The organism is Limnothrix sp. FACHB-406, from assembly GCF_014698235.1.
Taxonomy (GTDB): domain Bacteria; phylum Cyanobacteriota; class Cyanobacteriia; order CACIAM-69d; family CACIAM-69d; genus CACIAM-69d.
Genome location: NZ_JACJSP010000016.1, coordinates 51546 through 69289, shown reverse-complemented (window position 1 = coordinate 69289; position 17744 = coordinate 51546). Strand labels below are relative to the sequence as shown.

Here is a 17744-nt window from a genome sequence, read left to right as displayed (position 1 = left end):
GTTCGCGATCATTCGCGATCGCCGGGCGCATCACCAGGTGAATTGCTTGATTGATCGCCCGGTAAAGGGCCTGGCAAATTGCTGGGTAAATCACCGGGTAAATCACTGGGCAAATCATCCCGATCGCACAGCCATAAAAAGGCTTCTTGGGCCGCGGCCTGTTCCGCCAACTTGCGCGATCGACCGCGGCCTTGGCCCAAACAACGGCCATGGAACCAAACCTGGGCCTCAAAGCGCTGCACATCCCCATGGACAGCGCTCAGTTCCCGCACTCGATATTCCGGCAAGGATTTGTAGCGCCCTTGAGTCCATTCCTGGAGGGCTGCCTTGTAGTTTTGGCGGGCCGGGTCGTTGCGCACCTGGTGGGCGATCGCTCGAAAATGGTCATCGAGCCAAGGCCGCACCAAATCCAGCGATCGCACCGAAAGATATAAGGCTCCGATGGTTGCTTCCAGAGCATCGGCCAAGCGCGATTGCCGCCCTTCCAAATCCCGAGCCGCGCTGCCGCCCATGATCAGGTAGCGCTCCAGATTATAGGTGTCGGCAATTCGCGCCAACATCCGATCGCTCACCAAAATGGCCCGCGCCGCCGCCATTTCGCCCACGGGCCAATCGGGATAGGTTTCCCACAGCAATTCGGCCGCCGCCGTCCGCACGATCGCATCCCCCACGAATTCCAACTGTTCGTAGTTGGTTTGGGAATCCGCCGTGGGGTGAGTCAGGGCCCGATCGAGCAACACCCAATCGACAGTTGCCCCCTCATCCAACCCCATGCGCGATAACAGGGCTTCGAGATCCCGTTGTCGGCGGGGATAGCTTAATACGGTTGATGCCAACGAACCCATGAACGCTTCTGGACAACAAATTAAAAGGAGAGGCAGGACGTAAGCCGGGTTCTGTCCTCAATTGGCCTCGGAGCACAGCAAGCCACACGCCAAGGGCCAATCAATGGGCGGTTATCTATCTGGGACGATCGTTACCGATCGCCTCAAGCGGTTCTCAAAGCGGGACAGGAAAAAGACCAACCCTTGCCCCTCACCTTGCTTCCGGCCGGGGTTTACCGAGCCAGCACCTCTCGATGCTGCTGGTGCGCTCTTACCGCACCTTTGCACCCTTACCGAGTCAGAGCCGTTAACAATTCAGTCACCGAAAACAATCTTCTGCCGCAGCAAAGTGGGACAGTTTGGGTGGGGAATTTTTAAGCGGCTCGGTGGCTCGGCGGTATTTTTCTGTGGCACTATCCTCACGATCGCTCGCACTGGGCGTTACCCAGCAAGCCTGGTCTTTCGGAAGCCCGGACTTTCCTCAGATGACGACCGATCGCCCCTTGAACCGGCCACAGCCAGCCCAAGCAAGCACAGGCTCGTCATCCGCAACCGCCTCGCCTACACTCTCCGTCCATCCAGTTTATCGCTTGGTTGCAAAACTGACTCGTGACCCTGACTCGTGGCCCCGGATGAATGCCCGTCCCCCATGGATCTCGCACCCCCCAGGGCGATCGCCGTTGCCCCCAAACCGGTTCCCAAAGCCTTAGGCTAGGGCCGCGCTGATGGGCAAACCGTTACTCAACAACGGCAAGCCACTCTCAGACTCAGTTACAATCGACTCGGATTCCAACGGATGCGCTGCGATCGCCTCCCGCGACCCCCTCGCCTATGTTGTTTAACGCCACGGAAATTCTGATTGATGCATTTGTCGATCGCCTCAAAGAGGGCTATCGGCGTACCTACGGCGGCTGGAAACCGGAGTACGAAGACATCATTGGCTGGGCCGGCAACATGGCCCTCGAAAATATTGCCAACAGTGACGCGCTTTACCACGACGTGGAACACACCATCCTGGTCACCCTGGTGGGCCAGGAAGTGATCCGGGGCAAACATATTCGCGAAGGGGGCGTGTCGCCAGAAGATTGGCTGCATTTCATCATCTCCCTGCTCTGTCACGACATTGGCTATGTCAAAGGGGTTTGTCGCCTAGACAATGGCCGCTACTACGCCACCGGCCGCGGAGATGAGTTGGTGAAGCTGCGGCCGGGGGCCTCCGATGCCAGCCTCACGCCCTACCATGTCGATCGCGCCAAAATGTTTATAAAGGAACGCTTTGGGGGTCACAAATTAATTGACTCCGAGGCGATCGAGCGCAACATTGAACTCACCCGCTTCCCGGTTCCCAAGGAAGAAGATCACCAAGACACCCTGAACTATCCAGGCATGGTGCGGGCTTCAGATTTAATTGGTCAATTGTCCGATCCGCGCTATCTGAATAAAATCAGCGCACTTTATTACGAATTTGAAGAAACTGGCACCAATCAATATTTAGGCTATGCCCACCCGGGTGATCTGCGCAAAAACTATCCCAAATTCTATTGGAATGGTGTTTTTCCCTATGTGAAAGATGCATTGGAATATTTGCGCCTGACTCAGCAGGGCAAGCAAGTGATTGCAAATCTTTATTCCAATGTGTTTGTGGTGGAGCATGAACCGGAAGATTCGGTGGTTCCGCCCGATCCTGGCGATCGCAAAGAGGATCCAAGCAGTCAGCGCAGTGGAGATCGAACCCCTGACCGCAATCCTGACCGCAACTCTGACCGCAATGATGATTTAAATCAGAATTTAGATCATGCCCTGAATGGCGATCTCACCGAGCTGAAACGAGAAGAACGCACTGAAGAAGCCCTAGAGGCGTTGAATAGTGCTGCAAAAATTCCGGTGATTCAAACCTAAGCTTAAGCCTGCCTAAGCTCAAGCCTGCCTAAGCTCAAGCCTGCCTAAGCTCAAGCCTGAAACCATCCGGGAGTTCTGGCCCCAATGGGTGGCGAAACTCCCTCGAACCCGCTAGGACGATTAGGGTAGGATGGCCCCAATCGATCGCCCTAGCAATAGCCCTAACAGAGGAGGTGAATTGCAATGTTTGTCGGTACGCGCATATTCATGGGTGTGGTGTCCTATCTCATCGTGTTGCAGTTGTTGTCACCGGCTTTGCAGGAATGCCCAGATGGCTCCTGCCTGTGGCGGCCGTTACTGTGGGCTTCTGAATGCTGGCGGCCCAACAATTGCTATGCGCCCTGCGATGCCTATGAATACCGGAGCTGTGGCCCCACGACGGTGACGGAGCGGCCCCGACCGGTGCGGCCGGTGATGGTGGGTAAATAGGCGCGAATGAGGCGCGAATGATTGGATCGTTGCGTGGTCAGGTTGTAGCCCTTCAGGTGCAGGGCAATCGGGCGATCGGGCTGTTGGATGTGGCTCAGGTGGGCTATGAAGTGCAACTGTTGCCCCGATCGACCATGGAATGGATGATTGGCGAAACGGTACAGGTTTTCACCCATTTGCAACTGCGAGACGATCGATGGTTGCTATTTGGGTTTGCCACGGTGGCGGAGCGGGATCTGTTTCGTCAACTGATTGCCGTGAATGGCGTGGGGCCGCAGTTGGCGATCGCCCTGCTCGATCGCCTGGAATTACCGGTGCTAATCCAAGCGATCGTCAGCGGCAACGCCAACCTGCTGGCAAAAACCCCCGGCATTGGCCCCAAAACCGCCGGCCGAATCGCCCTAGAACTAAAGACCAAGTTGGCGGAATGGCGCGATCAGTCGGGGCTGTCCACCACGCCCGCGGCCGGGCCGGTGGGGCTGGTGCGGGAAGATGTGGAAATGACCCTTCTGGCTCTGGGCTACAGCGATCGGGAAGTGACCCAAGCCTTGGAGGCCGTGGGCCAGCAAACCGCCCTCAGCAAGGAAGGCGATCCAGAGCGGTGGATTCGCGAGGCGATCGCCTGGCTGAGTCAATCGGCCCTTTGAGGTATTTGAGGCGATCGGGTGACGCGATCAGGTGGCGCGATCGGGTAGCGCGATCGGGTGGCGCGATCGGGGAATTCAGTCATCCTGCCGTCCAAATTGCCCCCCATTGGCAATCAGTTGATCAACCCATCCACAGAAGCTAGGTTGGAGCAAGTCTTCCCGATCGGGCAGATTTCAACTCTCCCTCAGCCCCCCCATGAGCCATTCCGTCACCTACCTGGAGCTGTCAGAAGCCGACGGCGGATCCCACAAGTTCTATGAAGTCACGGTGCAAGACACCACCGTCAGCATCCGCTACGGCCGAATCGGGGATTCTGGACGGCTGCAAACCCAGGACTATCCCACCCCCGAAAAAGCCCAGGCCGCTGCCCAAAAAAAGATTCAAGAAAAACTGCGCAAGGGCTATGAACCCGCCGTGCAAGGGGGCCGGCCCAAGCGTTCCGTCACGCGCCGCCAGGTCACCAGCAGTCGCTCCACCGCCCGATCGGCCCCCGTGCTGTGGCAATTCAACTCCGGAGCCGCCGCCTTTGGCATTTTCATCGGCCCCACCGCCTGTTGGGTAGGCAATCAATCGGGCCAAGTGTTTGCTCTTGACTTGGAAGGCCAAGTTCTCAATCAATTTCAGCTACCCGACGGTGTGAAATGTTTGGTAGCCGATGATTTATGGTTCTATGCCGGTTGCGATGACGGCAATGTCTATGACTTGTCGGGAAAACTGCCACGACTGGCCTATGAAATTGAAGAAAACATCGACATTTATTGGCTCGATATTTATGACGGATGGCTAGGCGTTTCCGATCAAAATGGTCAGGTGGCGCTGTTTCACCCGGAAGATGAAGAGCGCAATTGGACTAGGCTTTCCACGGGCCAAGCCGGTTGGATGGTGCGTTGTGATGACCAAGGAATCTACCACGGTCACAGCAATGGCATCACCTGCTATGACTTTTTGGAAGGGCGCGTGCAATGGCAACAACCCACCAAAGGCTCTGTGCTATTTGGTTGGCAAGGGTGCTCCACGGTTTATGCAGGCACGAGCAGTAAATTGGTTTATGAGTTCAGCAAGCAGGGCGAATTATTAACCCAATGCCAGTGCGATTCAGCGGTTTATTCTTGTGCGGCTGATGCGGCGGGGCAATATATTTTTGCGGGGGATAATTGCTCGTCAATTTATTGTTTCGATCGCACCGGAACACGGCTTTGGAAGTTAGCAAGCGGCTGCGGATCGGCCCTGTCTATGCAATGGCACGATCGCCGGTTGTATTTGGTGACGACCAATGGCTATTTGGCTTGTTTGGATGTGAGTCCCGAGGCGATCGAGGCGGCCCAGCAGGGGCAAATCCCCGCACCGGCTGAAATTCTTGCACCCCAAGGGGAAGGCACGGCGGTTTCGGATGTGGTGGAACGGGTCAGCAGTCCCGGCGAAGGCATCGTGGTGCAATGTGTGCGCGATCGGGACAAGTTGCGAGTGCGGGTTTTGTCCCCTGGTTACCATGCCGATTGGAATGTGCAGTTTCCCCGCAATGTGCGCGAAGAGGGCGCTAAGTATGTGGTGAGCGAGTTGCGGGAATCGGCCCGGGGACAGTTTTATCGCGTTTGCGGGGAAATTAAGCGGCTGGTGGACTAGGAGCCGTGGCCCAATCCCCCAACTCCCTGTTCTGTCGCTGCAAAATCGTGAGGGGCAAGGGGCCTTGGGGTCTGTTGTCAAATCGCCCAAAACCCTGACATTGCCGTTGCGAAGTCGTGAGGGACAAGGGGCTTAAGCCCCTTGCCTAGGGCGATCGGGTTGGGAGCCGCAATCGATCCAGCCATGACTTAAGGGGCGATCAAGCCTTAGATCCAGAGTTCAAAAAATTCGCCCAATGATGGCTGAATGTTCTGATCCTGGATCGCTCGATCGCCCCTCAAAGGTCAATCTAATGAGCGATGCTGAGAGACGGAGAAAGTCCCTAGGCTTCGACAGCAGCAGCAGCGGGATAAACGCTGACCTTTTTGCCGCTCTTGCCGCGACGCTCGAAGGTCACCACACCATCCACTAAGGCGAACAGGGTGTCATCGTTGCCGCGACCCACATTGTTGCCGGGGTGGAACTGAGTGCCCCGTTGACGCACCAGGATGTTTCCAGCGCGGACGATTTGACCGCCGTAGCGCTTCACACCCAAGCGCTTGGAATTAGAGTCGCGACCGTTACGAGTACTACCTGTCCCTTTTTTATGAGCCATGACGAGCTACCTCTAAAAACTTCGGTTGAATTTCGCTACTGTGGGGGCTGCCACTCGATCGCGCCTTGGCCCATGCAACCACCAGCGGGCTGATGGAGATGAACCAAAGCAATTCCCGATCGATTTATTCCGCCGCAACGGTCTTGCCACCGTAGGTGATCGACTCAATCACCAAACGGGTCAATTCTTGGCGATGACCTTGCTTTTTGCGGGTTTTCTTTTTGGGGCGCATCTTATAAACAATAATCTTCCGGCCGCGGAAGTGGCGCAGCACTTTGGCGGTGACGGTGGCCCCTTCGAGGGTGGGTGCGCCGATGTCGATCGTTTCGCCGTCGCGAACCAACAGAACGCGATCGAGCGTAACGGTTTCGTCTACTTCTGCGAACACCCGGTTCACGTCATAGAAACGACCCGGTTCGACACAAAGTTGTGTGCCGCTGGTTTCAACAATTGCGTAGGCCATGGAAGTTCCGAAAATGAGGGTTGCCGTACGGGTAGCTGGCGCGGAGGCTGGCTTTTGCTCGACCCGATCCGAGCAAGATTGCAACGCGACGCGATCGCAGCCGTTTCAAACAAGCGGGGCGATCGGGGGTCGCTAGGTCGTCGTTGGCTGACTAAGCGCCGATTTACCATCATCCCCAAGGCTTGGTGTTCTGTCAACTGCTATTGAATCTGATAGCCATCTTGATTGTGGCCGTTTGGTGATGGCCATTTTGGGCGATCGGCCAATCTCAATTACCCAACCCAATCACCCAATCCAATTACTCAACTCGTGACCCCACTCATGAGACCTAATTCATGATTGAAAATGCCCCGCTCATGAACTAATCCAGGAACTCATCGTCCTTATCCCGATTTTCCAGCGCCGGCCTTGATCGATGCTTCAGCGTTTCTCGCATTAGGATCTCCATTAGCATTGCGTCCGATCCACCCCCGATCGCTCCCTCCCCACTAGGCTCCCCAAGCAAGCGCCCAACGGATTTTGAATCATCGCTGGCTGGTTAAATTTGGGAAACTTGCGCAACCCGGCTCCCGAGGAGAACTGGTCGGGTCAATTATTATTGTGGTGGCGATCGCCTACGGACTCGCGGCCTATGTGGCCGTGTCCCTGCCGGGGTTGCACCAAATTGGCACGGCGGTTTGGCCCTCGGCCGGCATTGCCCAAGCGGCCCTGATGTTGGGTGGTTTTCGGCTGTGGCCGGCGATCGCCATCGGCATCAATTTCTATGACCTGATCCACTCAGGGATCACCATTCCCCTGTTGGGACTGTTTGGCTGCACGGGCGCAACGGTTCAGGCTGTTCTTGGGGTGTGGCTGTTTCGGCGGCTGGGGGGCAGCAATGTGTTCGATCGCGTGTCGAATGTGCTGAAGTTTTTGGTCAGCGGTGTGCTAATTGCCCCCCAAATTAATTGCACCTGCGGTGTGTTGGCCCTGTGCTTAACCGGCAACTTGCCTTGGTCGGAGTTTGCGACGGTGCGTTGGGGCTGGTTTTTGGGCGATGCCATGGGGATATTGGTCTTTGTGCCGCTGATTTTGATGGTGGCCCAACTCCAGCAACAAGATTGGCAACGAATCACCCGCCTGCGCCGACACAAAAGCACGCGCCGATCGCTCCTGCGCACCCTTTGGCTCGGGCTATTACTCGGCAGTAGCGGCATTGTCTTTTGGGCCCAAACGGAGGCGGATATTGCTCGCTATCCTTTGGAATATTTGCCCTTTCCCCTGGTGGTGTGGGCGGGGATGCAGTTTGGGCCAAGGGCCGCAGCGGTGGGGTCATTTCTGATTTCAGCGATCGCGATCGGGGGCACGGCCTTTGGGATGGGCCCCTTTGTGGCCAAAGCCAGCAGCACCCAACAGGCGGTGCTGTTTTTGCAGGCCTTTTTGGGCGTAATCACGATTACTTCGATGGTGCTGTCGGCGGCGGAATCCGAGCGCTCCCGATCGGCGCGATCGCTCGCGGCCCTCAACCGTGAACTAGAGCAGCGCGTGGCCCGCCGCACGGCTGAACTGGCGGCCCAGACCGATCGCATCAACGACCTGTTGCACAACATCTTGCCCGCTGGCGTGGCGGAACAACTGGCCAGCGGCTCCCAAACCGTGGCGGAAACCTTCAACGATGTGACCGTTTTGTTTGCGGATCTCGTGGATTTCACCAGCTTTGCCGCCCAGCACCCGCCAACGGTGGTGGTGCAATTCCTGAATGATGTGTTTTGCACCTTTGATGATCTGGTGGAGCAATACGGCCTGGAAAAAATCAAGACGATCGGGGATGCCTACATGGTGGTGGGCGGTGTGCCCAAGCCCCGATCGAACAGCGCCTTTGCGATCGCCCATTTAGCCCTGGCCATGCAACAGGCGATCGGGCAATATCGCAAGCCCGATGGCAGCCCTTTTCGGTTGCGAATTGGCATCCACAGCGGCAGCGCCGTAGCCGGGGTGATTGGGATGAAAAAGCTGGTCTATGACCTCTGGGGCGACACGGTGAATGTGGCCAGCCGGATGGAAACCCTGGGGCAGCCGGGGCGAATTCAAGTCAGCCAAGCGGCCTTCGATCGCCTGCACAGCTATTTCCACTTGGAGCAACGGGGCACAATTGCTGTGAAGGGCAAAGGCGAAATGATCACCTATTGGTTAATCGGTGAACTCAGCAGCCACCAAGATTCAGATCCTGGTTTGCATCCACATCCCCCGTCATGAGCTACTGCTTAAACTCCCGTTGCACGGCCCCCGAAAATGACGATCATGCAGCGAACTGTGCTGCCTGTGGCCGACCGCTGCGGCTGGGCGATCGCTACTTGCCCCAATCCCCGATCGGACGCGGTGGATTTGGCTACACTTTTTTGGCCAAAGACCTAACCCAGCCCGATCGCCCCCCCTGCGTGATCAAACAGTTGGTGGGTTCCTTTGCGGAAGATCCCAAAGCCCGTCGCCTGTTCACCAGCGAAGCTCGCCTGTTGGCCGATCTCGGATCCCATCCCCAAATTCCTCAGTTTTTGGACTTTGTGGAAGCTGACCAAACCATTTATTTAATGCAGGAATGGATCGAAGGGCCCACCCTGAATCGCGAAGCCCTGGGCGGCCCTTGGTCTGCTCGCAAAGTCGAAGCCTTGCTGCGGGATGTGTTGCCAATTTTGCAATTCGTGCACGATCGCGGCGTGGTGCATCGGGACATCAAGCCCAGCAACTTCATTCGCCGCCTGAGCGATCGGCGAATGGTGCTGATCGACTTCGGCATCGCCAAGGTGATTGATCCCTATTGGTGGGACAAAACCGGCACGGTGATTGGCTCCCCGGAATATATCGCCCCGGAGCAACTGGCCGGCAAAGCTCTGCCCGCCAGCGATCTCTATAGCTTGGGTGTTACCTGCTTGCGGTTGCTAACGGGGGTGTCGCCCTTCATGCTGCGCGACAGCACCAGCGATGCTTGGGTTTGGCGAGATTTTTTGCCCCCAAGGGTCACGATCCCGCCCCGATTGGGGACGGTGCTCGATCGCGCCGTTACCCGAGCCACCGGTCAGCGCTACGCCACCGCCGCCGACATGTTGGCCGCTTTGGATCGATCGCCCCAGCCAGCGCCAACCCCCGAAAAGCAACGAGCACGAGTCGATCGGCCCGCCGCATCCCCCAACGACCAACCCACCATCACCACCTTTCCCCTACGACTGCCCAGCCACGAAGTGCCCACCCAAACCGGCTTGGGCAGCAGCAACCAGCCGCCCTTTCGCCCCTTGCCCAGCCTGTCCGCGCCCCAACCCCCTTGGCTAAATCGGTTGTTGCCATCCCGACTGGTCAAAACTCCCCTGTGCGATCGGGGCGTGGTGGTGTCCGTGGTGGGCCTCGATTACCACCCCCTAGAGCGGCTCTTAGCCACCGGGGAATGGCAACAGGCCGACGAACTAACCCGCCAACTGCTCTGTCAGCAACTGGACGGGCGACGGCGTTTTGTGCAAGTGGGCGACATTCCCCGCCTCAGCCGGCCCGATTTGCTGGCGATCGACCTGCTGTGGATGCACTACAGCCACGGCCGCTTTGGGCTGATGATCCAAAGCCGCCTGATCCTTCAAAGCCGGGACTATAACCAGTTTTGCCAGACAGTGGGTTGGCCCGGCAGCCGCTCCGACACCCGAGACGAGACCTTTCAGTTTCGAGCCGATGCCCCGATCGGGCATTTGCCTTCCCGCAACTGGGTGGGCGGCCCCCGATGGTGGAACCATGCCCAAACCCTGGCCGATTACTTAATCCGTTGACGATCCATTGGCACTGGCCGCTCATCACCTGGCCACTAATCACTTGGCCATTAGCTACTTAGCCATGAGCGACATTGTGCTAAATCGCTGGATGCCAATTGGGTTGGGTATGGCTCTGATTCACAACTTCAAAATCAACGGAATTCTAGTTCAGCGTTGCGGCCCCAAAGGTGGCATTGAACTGTTGGCACCAAATGGCCACGGATTGGTATTGCGCCAAATTGAGATTGTTGGGGATCACGTAACGTTGGGAACCGGAGGTTTTTTGCAACGCACTCAACACCACGTATTGGCCTTCCGTTAGTTGCATTCCCGGTCGGGCAGATCGATGCAACACCACCCTCAGAGCTGGGCCGCTGTCACTGCGGAAGTTATTGCCAAATTCCAGAATTTTCTGAGAGCCTTCCATCACGATTCGGGCTGTGCCTTGGGTGGGATGCTCCAGGGCCATGAAGTTTCCGGACTTGAGCACCCTGGTTGACTGTTTGGGCAGGGTGACGCGGCTTTGCTGGGCTAGGGTGGCAGAGGGGGTTTGTGCAACGGCCATGGCAGCAACCGGGGCGATCGCGCTCATAGCCAAAACCAACGCTACAACAGTCCGTTTCATAACCATTCAGTCCTTGGAACCTAAAGATTGGGTGACACTGAGAAACCTGGCGTGGCGACGGCAAGGCAGCACCCCTGAGGAATCCACAGGGTCTCTACACAACAAGGTTTGAGGCGATCGCGCTGGTTGGAGTTGCTGGGTTGCCTGTCCACATTTACCAAGGTAGGCGGGCAAGATGAGTCCCAGATGAGTGGGAAATGAGGCGCGACGATCGGGTCGATCGGGTTGCTAATTGCTCTGCAAATTCCCCAATTCTCAACGTTGCCAGCCCATACTCGTCGCGGTCTCAAGCCTCAAACCTTCAGAAACCAGCCCCGGCGATAGAACCCATACATGGCCAACCACCACAGCAGCACCATCGCGATCGCAAACAGCAGCGAGCCGCTCATGGGGCCCGCCCAGGAAGCGAACAGGGTTTGATAGAGCCATTGGTAGGTGCTGGGGGCATCGGGGCCGCTGCCAATGTGGGTGCGATTCAGCAGCCGACCCACCAACCCGGAACCCACAAAAGCCGTGATTGCGTTCATCCCAAAAATTTCAAAGGGGCGGCTAATGCCGTGGGCGCGCCGGATTTCCGTGAGGGCATAGCACCCTGCGAGCAAGACGATCGACCAACCGGCGGCATAGAGCGCATAGGAACTGGTCCAAAGTTGCTTATTCAGCGGTAGCGCCAAATCCCAGAGGCGACCCAGGGCGATCGCCCCTACGCCGGCCCCCGTCAAGCGCCAGGCGGTGAGGGCTTTGATGGGCTGGGTTTTCAGCCACTGCACCGCCCAATAGCCCGCTAGGGTAGACCCGATCGCGGGAAGGGTGCTCAACAGTCCTTCCGGGTCAAAGGCCACGGTTTGTTGATTCAGGGTGAGTTGGTAGAGATGACTTGCGCCGAGCAGGGTTCGATCGACCCAACCGACGATCGAACCATCAGGCGTAAGCGGCGTGGTGCTCAACAGGGCCCAATAGCCCAACCACAGGCCCGCCACGGCGATCGCTTGGGCCCGCCGAGAGCAGTGCAAAACCAGGAGCGCCGAAGCACCATAGGCCAAGGCAATCCGCTGCAAAACACCCAAAATTCGCCATTTTTCCCAGAGGAGCGGGGCCCCTTCAAACCAAGTCCGCATCAACAGGGTGGAGGCATTCAGGGCTAAGCCTAAGCCAAATAAAATCAGCACCCGTTGCAGCAATTTGCGATGGATTTGCCGCTGTTGGGGGCGATCGAGTGGGGCCTTTTCCGCCACGCGCCCCAAGGAGAAGGCCATGGCTCCCCCAACCACGAACAAAAACAGCGGAAAGACCAAATCTGTGGGCGTGAAGCCGTGCCACTCGGCGTGGAGCAGGGGGGGATAAACCTGGGCCCAACTGCCCGGATTGTTCACCAAGATCATGGCTGCGATCGCCAGACCCCGCAGCAGGTCTAAGCACCGAAACCTTGGGAGCTTGGTAGGTTCGGCGGGCAAAGGGCGATCGACCATCATGGCAAAACCGGTGGGCAATCAACCGGCGCAAACAACTGAAAGCAAGAATACAAATTTGCGATGCCAGCTTGCGATACTGGCTTGCGATAACGGCTTGCGATAGGCGCTAGGGGCGATTCGTTTGCGACGGGTCAGCCACTGAAAGCCGGGTGCTAGTCTGGACGGGGGGAAGGGGCGATCGGGTTCGGTTGAGTTTTCATTCAGCCATCCCAATTTGCCAGCTCTCGATTCCAATCCCGATTTACATCCCGATTCAGACCTCAACTCCAGTCCCGACCCGCGTGCAAACCCGTGTCCTAACCTGATTCCTGACCTATGAGCGAATTGCAAGACTCTGACCGTTTCACCCTGGCCGCGGGCGATCGGGTGCGGCTTGTGGCCCTGCCGCCCTACGTCAAAACGGCGGAACCCATGCCCATGTTGCGTCCGCCGTCGGTTTTGACGATCGGGGACTTGGGAACGGTATTGGGTTGCCGGCCCGGGAACTGTTGGGCCATTCGGTTTGCCAATGGGGCTTATCTGCTGACGGCGCAATATCTAGAACGGGTGCAGACTCCGTGAATGCTGAACCCCAATTCCTGAAGTAAATTTGCTAAGTCCTCTGAATTTTCTGATCCAATTGAGCTAGAGCAGAGACCATATGGGTGTCAGGGCGATCTATCCGGGGAGTTTTGACCCCATCACCTTGGGGCATTTGGATATCATTGAGCGAGGCTGCCAACTGTTCGATCAGGTGATTGTGGCGGTGTTGCGCAATCCCAATAAACAACCCCTGTTCGAGGTTGCCCAACGGATTGAACTGATTGAGCGATCGACCAGCCATTTAAGCAATGTTAAGGTCGATACCTTCAATGGTTTGACGGTGGAGTACGCTCGACAACAAAAGGCAACCGTATTATTACGGGGATTGCGCGTGTTGTCGGATTTTGAGTACGAGCTGCAAATGGCCCATACCAACAAGACGCTCTCCGAGGCGATCGAGACCGTCTTTTTGGCAACGCGCAATGAGTATAGTTTTTTGAGTAGTAGCCTGGTGAAAGAGATCGCCCGCTTTGGTGGCCCGGTCGATCGCCTCGTTCCCGATCCTGTTGTTGCGGAGATTCAGCGATGTTTTCCTCAGATGCCTCTGGTTTCGCCCCCCAGCCCGTAGCGGATTCGGCAGCTTCGGCGGCGGAACCAGCAGCGAATGAGACGCAATCGGCGGCGAGTCCCCAGGGGCGATCGAGCGGTTTTGATGTGCAACGGGCCCTCGATCGGCTCGAAGAAATTGTGCTGGACAGTCCCCGTATTCCCTTCGGGCGACGCACCTTGGTGGATGAGGAAGTGTTGCTGGACCAACTGGATTCGGTGCGGCTGAATTTGCCCGCCGCCTTTCGGGAGGCCGAGGCGATCGTGCGGCAACGGGAGCAAATTCTCTTTGAAGCCCAGCAGCAGGCCAAAGACATCATCGAAGGGGCCAAACAGCAGGCCGCCCGCGCCATTTCCGAAACGGAGCTGGTGCGCCATGCCCAACTGGAGGCGGACTCCATTCGGCAGCAAGTGGAAGAAGAATGCCAGGCCGCACGCGATCGGCTGCTGAATGAATTAGACCAGACGCGCCAGGCCGCCGCCGCTGAGCTGGAAGAAATGCGGCGGGCCGCCATTTCGGAATGCGAAGCCATCCAAGATGGGGCCGATGATTATGCCGATCGGGTCTTGGGCAGCATTGAGCGACAACTGGGCGACATGCTGCGGGTCATTCGCAACGGTCGCCAACAGTTACAGCAAGAAGCCGATCGCGCCATGGGCAAGTTGGGCAAATAGCCAAAACCCGTGCGGAGTTGCCCCTAATTGCTCAGCTCAATTACTCAGCTTAATTGCTCAGTTCAATTGCTCAATTCGCCATCTTCCAAGTGGGCCACCCGATCGGCAATATCCATAATTCGGGGATCGTGGGTCACAATCACGATCGTGCTGCCATCTTCCTTGGCCAAACTCCGCAACAGTTCCATCACCCCATGACCATTGCGGGAGTCCAACGCGGCCGTTGGTTCATCGGCCAAAATCAGCGGTGGATGGCCCGCCAAGGCCCGGGCGATCGCCACCCGTTGTTTTTCCCCACCCGACATCACCTTGGGCAGATGATCCGCTCGATGGCTCAAGGCCACGCGATCGAGCAACTTTCGCGCCATCTTCTTAGCCTGGGGGCCGCGAATGCCCTTTAAATTCAGGGCCACTTCCACGTTTTCCGCCGCCGACAGAGCCGGAAACAGATTGAACCCCTGAAACACAAATCCAATATTTTGGAGCCGGAAATTAGCCAACTGCTTTGGAGCCAACTGGGTAATTGCCTGGCCCAGCAGATCCACATGGCCGCTAGTGGGGGTCAAAATGCCCGCCAAAATTGACAGCAGCGTGGTTTTGCCCGACCCCGACGGCCCCATCAGCAATTGAATGTCTCCCCGCTTCACCCGCAGGCTCACATCCTTCAGCACATGGATGGCTTCATCGCCACCGCTGTAGCGCATGTCAACATGCCGCGCGTCGATCGCCCAAGTACAATCGCCTTTGCTCTCATGGCAGCGATCGCGACGGATCAGGGGTGGCGACACCGGAGCGGTTAAAGCGGGCGCAGTCGTGAAATTGGTAGACGCGGTCATGGGGGAAACGGCTGGTTTAAGGATGGGAGATGATACCGATTCGATCGAGGTGGGTGGTGGGGGTAGAGCTTAGTGTAAGCGGTTAACCGACCTGGCCGAGGTGACTAATCGATCAGTTCTTGGCGATCGGGAACAGGAGGCCCGTTAACCACTTCATTAATTGTCTATAGCTCTCCATTTTAGAATTGTCTATTTTCAAGGTTGCCCAGGATTGGGGGAAATTTTGGGAATTCGCGACTCCAGGCGATCGATATCTCCAGTTTCAGCCACGGGGAGTCATTTATTTCCGTCCATGACAGACAATTTCAGAAGCGGCCACAAAAATAGCCCAGCGAGAAAAGCAAGCCGAAAACAGGTCAAAAATCACTCACAGGCGACTCAAAAGCAACGTTAATCAAAACATAGAGTGATCCTCAATTGCCGGAAGATATGAAATAAATGACTAAGATGATGATCAACAAAGCAATCAGAGAAAGCATTTTATTGCAAGAAAGAAACGAGAAAATATAGAAGTAATATTAAAGCAATCTTAAGCTGATTTTCAAGAAATGAGAAAGCGATAATGAAGCAAAGATTGGGTAATGGGGCGATCGATTAGTTTCCAATTAATTTTTTAATTGATTTGTCTTGATTGACTCAAGAATGCTGATTGATATGAATTGCGAATCATTAAAACCGAAAACAACCACGAATGACCGAGTAGCAACCCATGCAAAACCGATTCATGATTAATGAATCACTCATGAACGGCTAAGGATGGGGCACACTGGGGCGCACACTGATTGATCGCATCTTAGCGCAATCGCCGGGTCATGATGGCTCTTTCTAGGCCTTGAAAACCACGGCGGGGTCAATGCGATTAACCTTTTGAATGGCAAACAGGGCCGAGCTGACGCACATCACCACCGTCACACCAAAGGTCAAAAAGGCGCTGAGGGGCGTAATGGCAATGACGACACCGGCTGTGGTGGCAAATTGCGCCACGCCCACACAAAGACCTATGCCGGGTAAATATCCCAAGACGGCCATCCAAAGGGACTGCTCAACAATAATGCCGCGCAAAACCCAACTGGAAGCGCCCATGGCCTTGAGGGTGGCGAATTCGCGGACGCGCTCGCTGGCGGAGGCGTAAAGAATTTGGCCCACGATCGCGATGCCCACGATCGCCCCGACGATCGCCCCAAGGGTCAAGATAAACCCCACGCCCGTTCGATCGCGCCAGTAGGTTTGCGAGAGGCGGGACAACTCCGCGCGGGTGAAGGCTCGGGAGTCTGGCAAGGCCGCCTCAATGCGGCGCTGGAGGTCTGGAATCGAGCTGCCCGGCTTGGCCCGCACCAAAATAAAGTTCACCGGGTCGGATGCATTGAGCGATCGAGGTGGCACAGGGCGATCGGCTCCGGTGGGCTTGGGGCTGACCCGATTCACACAATCCAGTCCCCCATCGGGCTGCACACTACAGGTCAACCGCGATTCTCGCCCAGCACTCAGCAGGCTGTTGGCCGAAACGGCAGACATAAACAAAAACGGGCTGAACACGATCGATTGCAGCCCCTGGCCCACCGCGCCCACTTGCAATGGGGTGGAACCCACCGTGCCCCGATCGCCCACCCGCGATAGCCCCAACTTCCGAAGATTCGTCACGTCGGTGATCGCCCGGTAGGGTTGTTGAACTTCGGTTGCTCGGCCTTGGGTCAGGTTCCAAGGTTGAAATAACACCCCATCCGGCTGATAGCCCAAGGTAATCACTGACTCAATCCGATTGTTGGGAGCACGCCACAGCACTTTGCCAAAAATCAGCGGCTCCGCCCGTTCTACCCCCGCCAACCGCTGGACACGGCTCAGGTGGTCGAAGGATAGGGGCAGGGTCAGTTCCAAATGCACCAAGTCCTTGGATGTGACCCAAATATCGGCCTTGGAGCGATCGACCAGCAGCGATGTGGATTCTGTGAAACCGCGAAACACGCCCGTTTGGATCGTCACCAGGCTCACGGCAAACAGAATTCCCGCTTGGGCCACCAACAGGCGCGGAATATCTTCAAATAGATTTTTACGGGCGATCGAGGGCATAGACCACCTAAAAAAGAATCGCCAAGCAGTTCATCAGACCGAGCAATCAGTGCCGTCAGAATCGAGAGATGCGCGCCAATGACCAGAGCGGATAAGCTAGGTGTTCTAGTCAGTTTTTTGTATTGCAGTTTTGACGGTTCATCGACAGCAGATGCGTCCCAAATTAACAGATTTAAACGATTGGTATCGGGCTGAGTTACTGATGCAGCCAGCCTTCCTGCGAACGATCGACAACATTCGCAAGCAACTGGAATCTTCCGGCTGGAAAGGAACCTACGAAGAATTTCCCGTCTTTCCCTACGGCACGTCTGAAGAAATCCAAACCCGCGTCACCCTCTTGCAGCAGGAACTAACCACCGCCAGCGGCGAACGGGCGGCGGAAATTACGGCGGCGTTGGATGACTTGCCACAACCCTATCCGGGCTATTGGTTCACCCTGGAGCACGATGGCCAGTCCACGCGCGTTGACGTGTGGGAACTGTGCTACAGCATTTGCTTCCGCGACTACCAAGCCCTCAGCACCCTCAGTGCGGGCGATGAGGTGATGGTCACCATTGATTTGGATTTGATTGGGGAGGATGGGGATGTGGACTGGCATCGGCTGGATGAAAAAGCCCAGCGGGTGGTGGCGCAAGTGTTCGATCGCCTAGCAAACATCATCAACTAGCGCTCTCCACTAGCACCCTCCGCTAG

At 56.6% G+C, this 17744-nt stretch carries 16 protein-coding genes, 1 other RNA gene and 1 pseudogene; 10 read left to right on the top strand and 8 right to left on the bottom strand.

Annotation, left to right across the window (positions count from 1 at the left end; genetic code table 11):
• Positions 1-8: 8 nt before the first annotated feature.
• Positions 9-845, bottom strand: a complete 837-nt coding sequence (gene rnc / locus H6G53_RS14675; RefSeq protein WP_190534153.1) for a ribonuclease III — start codon at positions 843-845, stop codon at positions 9-11.
• A 24-nt stretch (positions 846-869) separates the two neighbouring features.
• An RNA gene (gene rnpB / locus H6G53_RS14670) (RNase P RNA component class A) lies at positions 870-1394 on the bottom strand.
• A gap of 261 nt (positions 1395-1655) precedes the next feature.
• Between rnpB and H6G53_RS14665 the strand changes: the two are divergent.
• From H6G53_RS14665 to H6G53_RS14650, 4 genes and pseudogenes are all read left to right on the top strand, one after another.
• Positions 1656-2480 (top strand): annotated as a pseudogene (locus H6G53_RS14665) (Npun_R2479 family HD domain-containing metalloprotein); the annotation flags it as partial.
• A gap of 426 nt (positions 2481-2906) precedes the next feature.
• Entirely contained in the window at positions 2907-3152 is a 246-nt protein-coding gene (locus H6G53_RS14660; protein WP_143473012.1) for a hypothetical protein, read from the top strand.
• A gap of 17 nt (positions 3153-3169) precedes the next feature.
• On the top strand, positions 3170-3799 hold the full coding sequence (gene ruvA / locus H6G53_RS14655; RefSeq protein ID WP_190534150.1) for a Holliday junction branch migration protein RuvA: 630 nt from the start codon (positions 3170-3172) through the stop codon (positions 3797-3799).
• Between the two features lie 196 nt (positions 3800-3995).
• Positions 3996-5423 carry a WGR domain-containing protein gene (locus H6G53_RS14650; protein ID WP_190534147.1) on the top strand — a complete coding sequence of 476 codons (1428 nt, stop codon included), beginning with the start codon at positions 3996-3998 and terminating at the stop codon, positions 5421-5423.
• 322 nt (positions 5424-5745) lie between these two features.
• Here H6G53_RS14650 and rpmA read toward each other — a convergent pair whose 3' ends face one another.
• On the bottom strand, positions 5746-6018 hold the full coding sequence (gene rpmA, locus H6G53_RS14645) for a 50S ribosomal protein L27 (protein WP_099533229.1): 273 nt from the start codon (positions 6016-6018) through the stop codon (positions 5746-5748).
• A 124-nt stretch (positions 6019-6142) separates the two neighbouring features.
• Entirely contained in the window at positions 6143-6481 is a 339-nt protein-coding gene (gene rplU, locus H6G53_RS14640; RefSeq protein ID WP_099533282.1) for a 50S ribosomal protein L21, read from the bottom strand.
• A gap of 519 nt (positions 6482-7000) precedes the next feature.
• On the opposite strand from rplU, the gene H6G53_RS18785 reads away from it, so the two are divergent.
• Complete coding sequence (locus H6G53_RS18785) at positions 7001-8716, top strand: adenylate/guanylate cyclase domain-containing protein (RefSeq protein WP_242030924.1); 1716 nt, start codon at positions 7001-7003, stop codon at positions 8714-8716.
• Positions 8713-10266 (top strand): serine/threonine-protein kinase, encoded by a 1554-nt coding sequence (locus tag H6G53_RS14630; RefSeq protein ID WP_190534143.1) that lies wholly within the window; start codon positions 8713-8715, stop codon positions 10264-10266. The genes H6G53_RS18785 and H6G53_RS14630 overlap by 4 nt, the downstream gene beginning before the upstream one ends.
• Before the next feature lie 145 nt (positions 10267-10411).
• Here the strand turns inward: H6G53_RS14630 and H6G53_RS14625 are convergent, their stop codons facing one another.
• Both H6G53_RS14625 and H6G53_RS14620 read right to left on the bottom strand, forming a co-directional pair.
• Complete coding sequence (locus tag H6G53_RS14625; protein WP_099533232.1) at positions 10412-10873, bottom strand: DM13 domain-containing protein; 462 nt, start codon at positions 10871-10873, stop codon at positions 10412-10414.
• Between the two features lie 293 nt (positions 10874-11166).
• Positions 11167-12363 carry an acyltransferase family protein gene (locus H6G53_RS14620; RefSeq protein WP_199309266.1) on the bottom strand — a complete coding sequence of 399 codons (1197 nt, stop codon included), beginning with the start codon at positions 12361-12363 and terminating at the stop codon, positions 11167-11169.
• A 297-nt stretch (positions 12364-12660) separates the two neighbouring features.
• Between H6G53_RS14620 and sipA the strand changes: the two genes are divergently transcribed.
• From sipA to H6G53_RS14605, 3 genes are all read left to right on the top strand, one after another.
• Positions 12661-12906, top strand: coding sequence for a regulatory protein SipA (sipA, locus tag H6G53_RS14615; RefSeq protein ID WP_099533234.1), 246 nt, complete (start codon positions 12661-12663; stop codon positions 12904-12906).
• A gap of 79 nt (positions 12907-12985) precedes the next feature.
• Complete coding sequence (gene coaD, locus H6G53_RS14610; protein WP_099533235.1) at positions 12986-13495, top strand: pantetheine-phosphate adenylyltransferase; 510 nt, start codon at positions 12986-12988, stop codon at positions 13493-13495.
• On the top strand, positions 13453-14148 hold the full coding sequence (locus H6G53_RS14605; protein ID WP_190534140.1) for a DivIVA domain-containing protein: 696 nt from the start codon (positions 13453-13455) through the stop codon (positions 14146-14148). The genes coaD and H6G53_RS14605 overlap by 43 nt, the downstream gene beginning before the upstream one ends.
• 62 nt (positions 14149-14210) lie before the next feature.
• Here the strand turns inward: H6G53_RS14605 and H6G53_RS14600 are convergent, their stop codons facing one another.
• Together H6G53_RS14600 and H6G53_RS14595 are read right to left on the bottom strand one after the other, a co-directional pair.
• A complete protein-coding gene (locus H6G53_RS14600; protein ID WP_347343148.1) occupies positions 14211-14852 on the bottom strand; it encodes an ABC transporter ATP-binding protein in 642 nt (213 codons plus the stop codon).
• A 957-nt stretch (positions 14853-15809) separates the two neighbouring features.
• Positions 15810-17051, bottom strand: a complete 1242-nt coding sequence (locus tag H6G53_RS14595; protein ID WP_190534134.1) for an FtsX-like permease family protein — start codon at positions 17049-17051, stop codon at positions 15810-15812.
• Between the two features lie 130 nt (positions 17052-17181).
• On the opposite strand from H6G53_RS14595, the gene H6G53_RS14590 reads away from it, so the two are divergent.
• Complete coding sequence (locus H6G53_RS14590; protein WP_242026418.1) at positions 17182-17718, top strand: hypothetical protein; 537 nt, start codon at positions 17182-17184, stop codon at positions 17716-17718.
• The last annotated feature ends 26 nt before the right edge of the window (positions 17719-17744 follow it).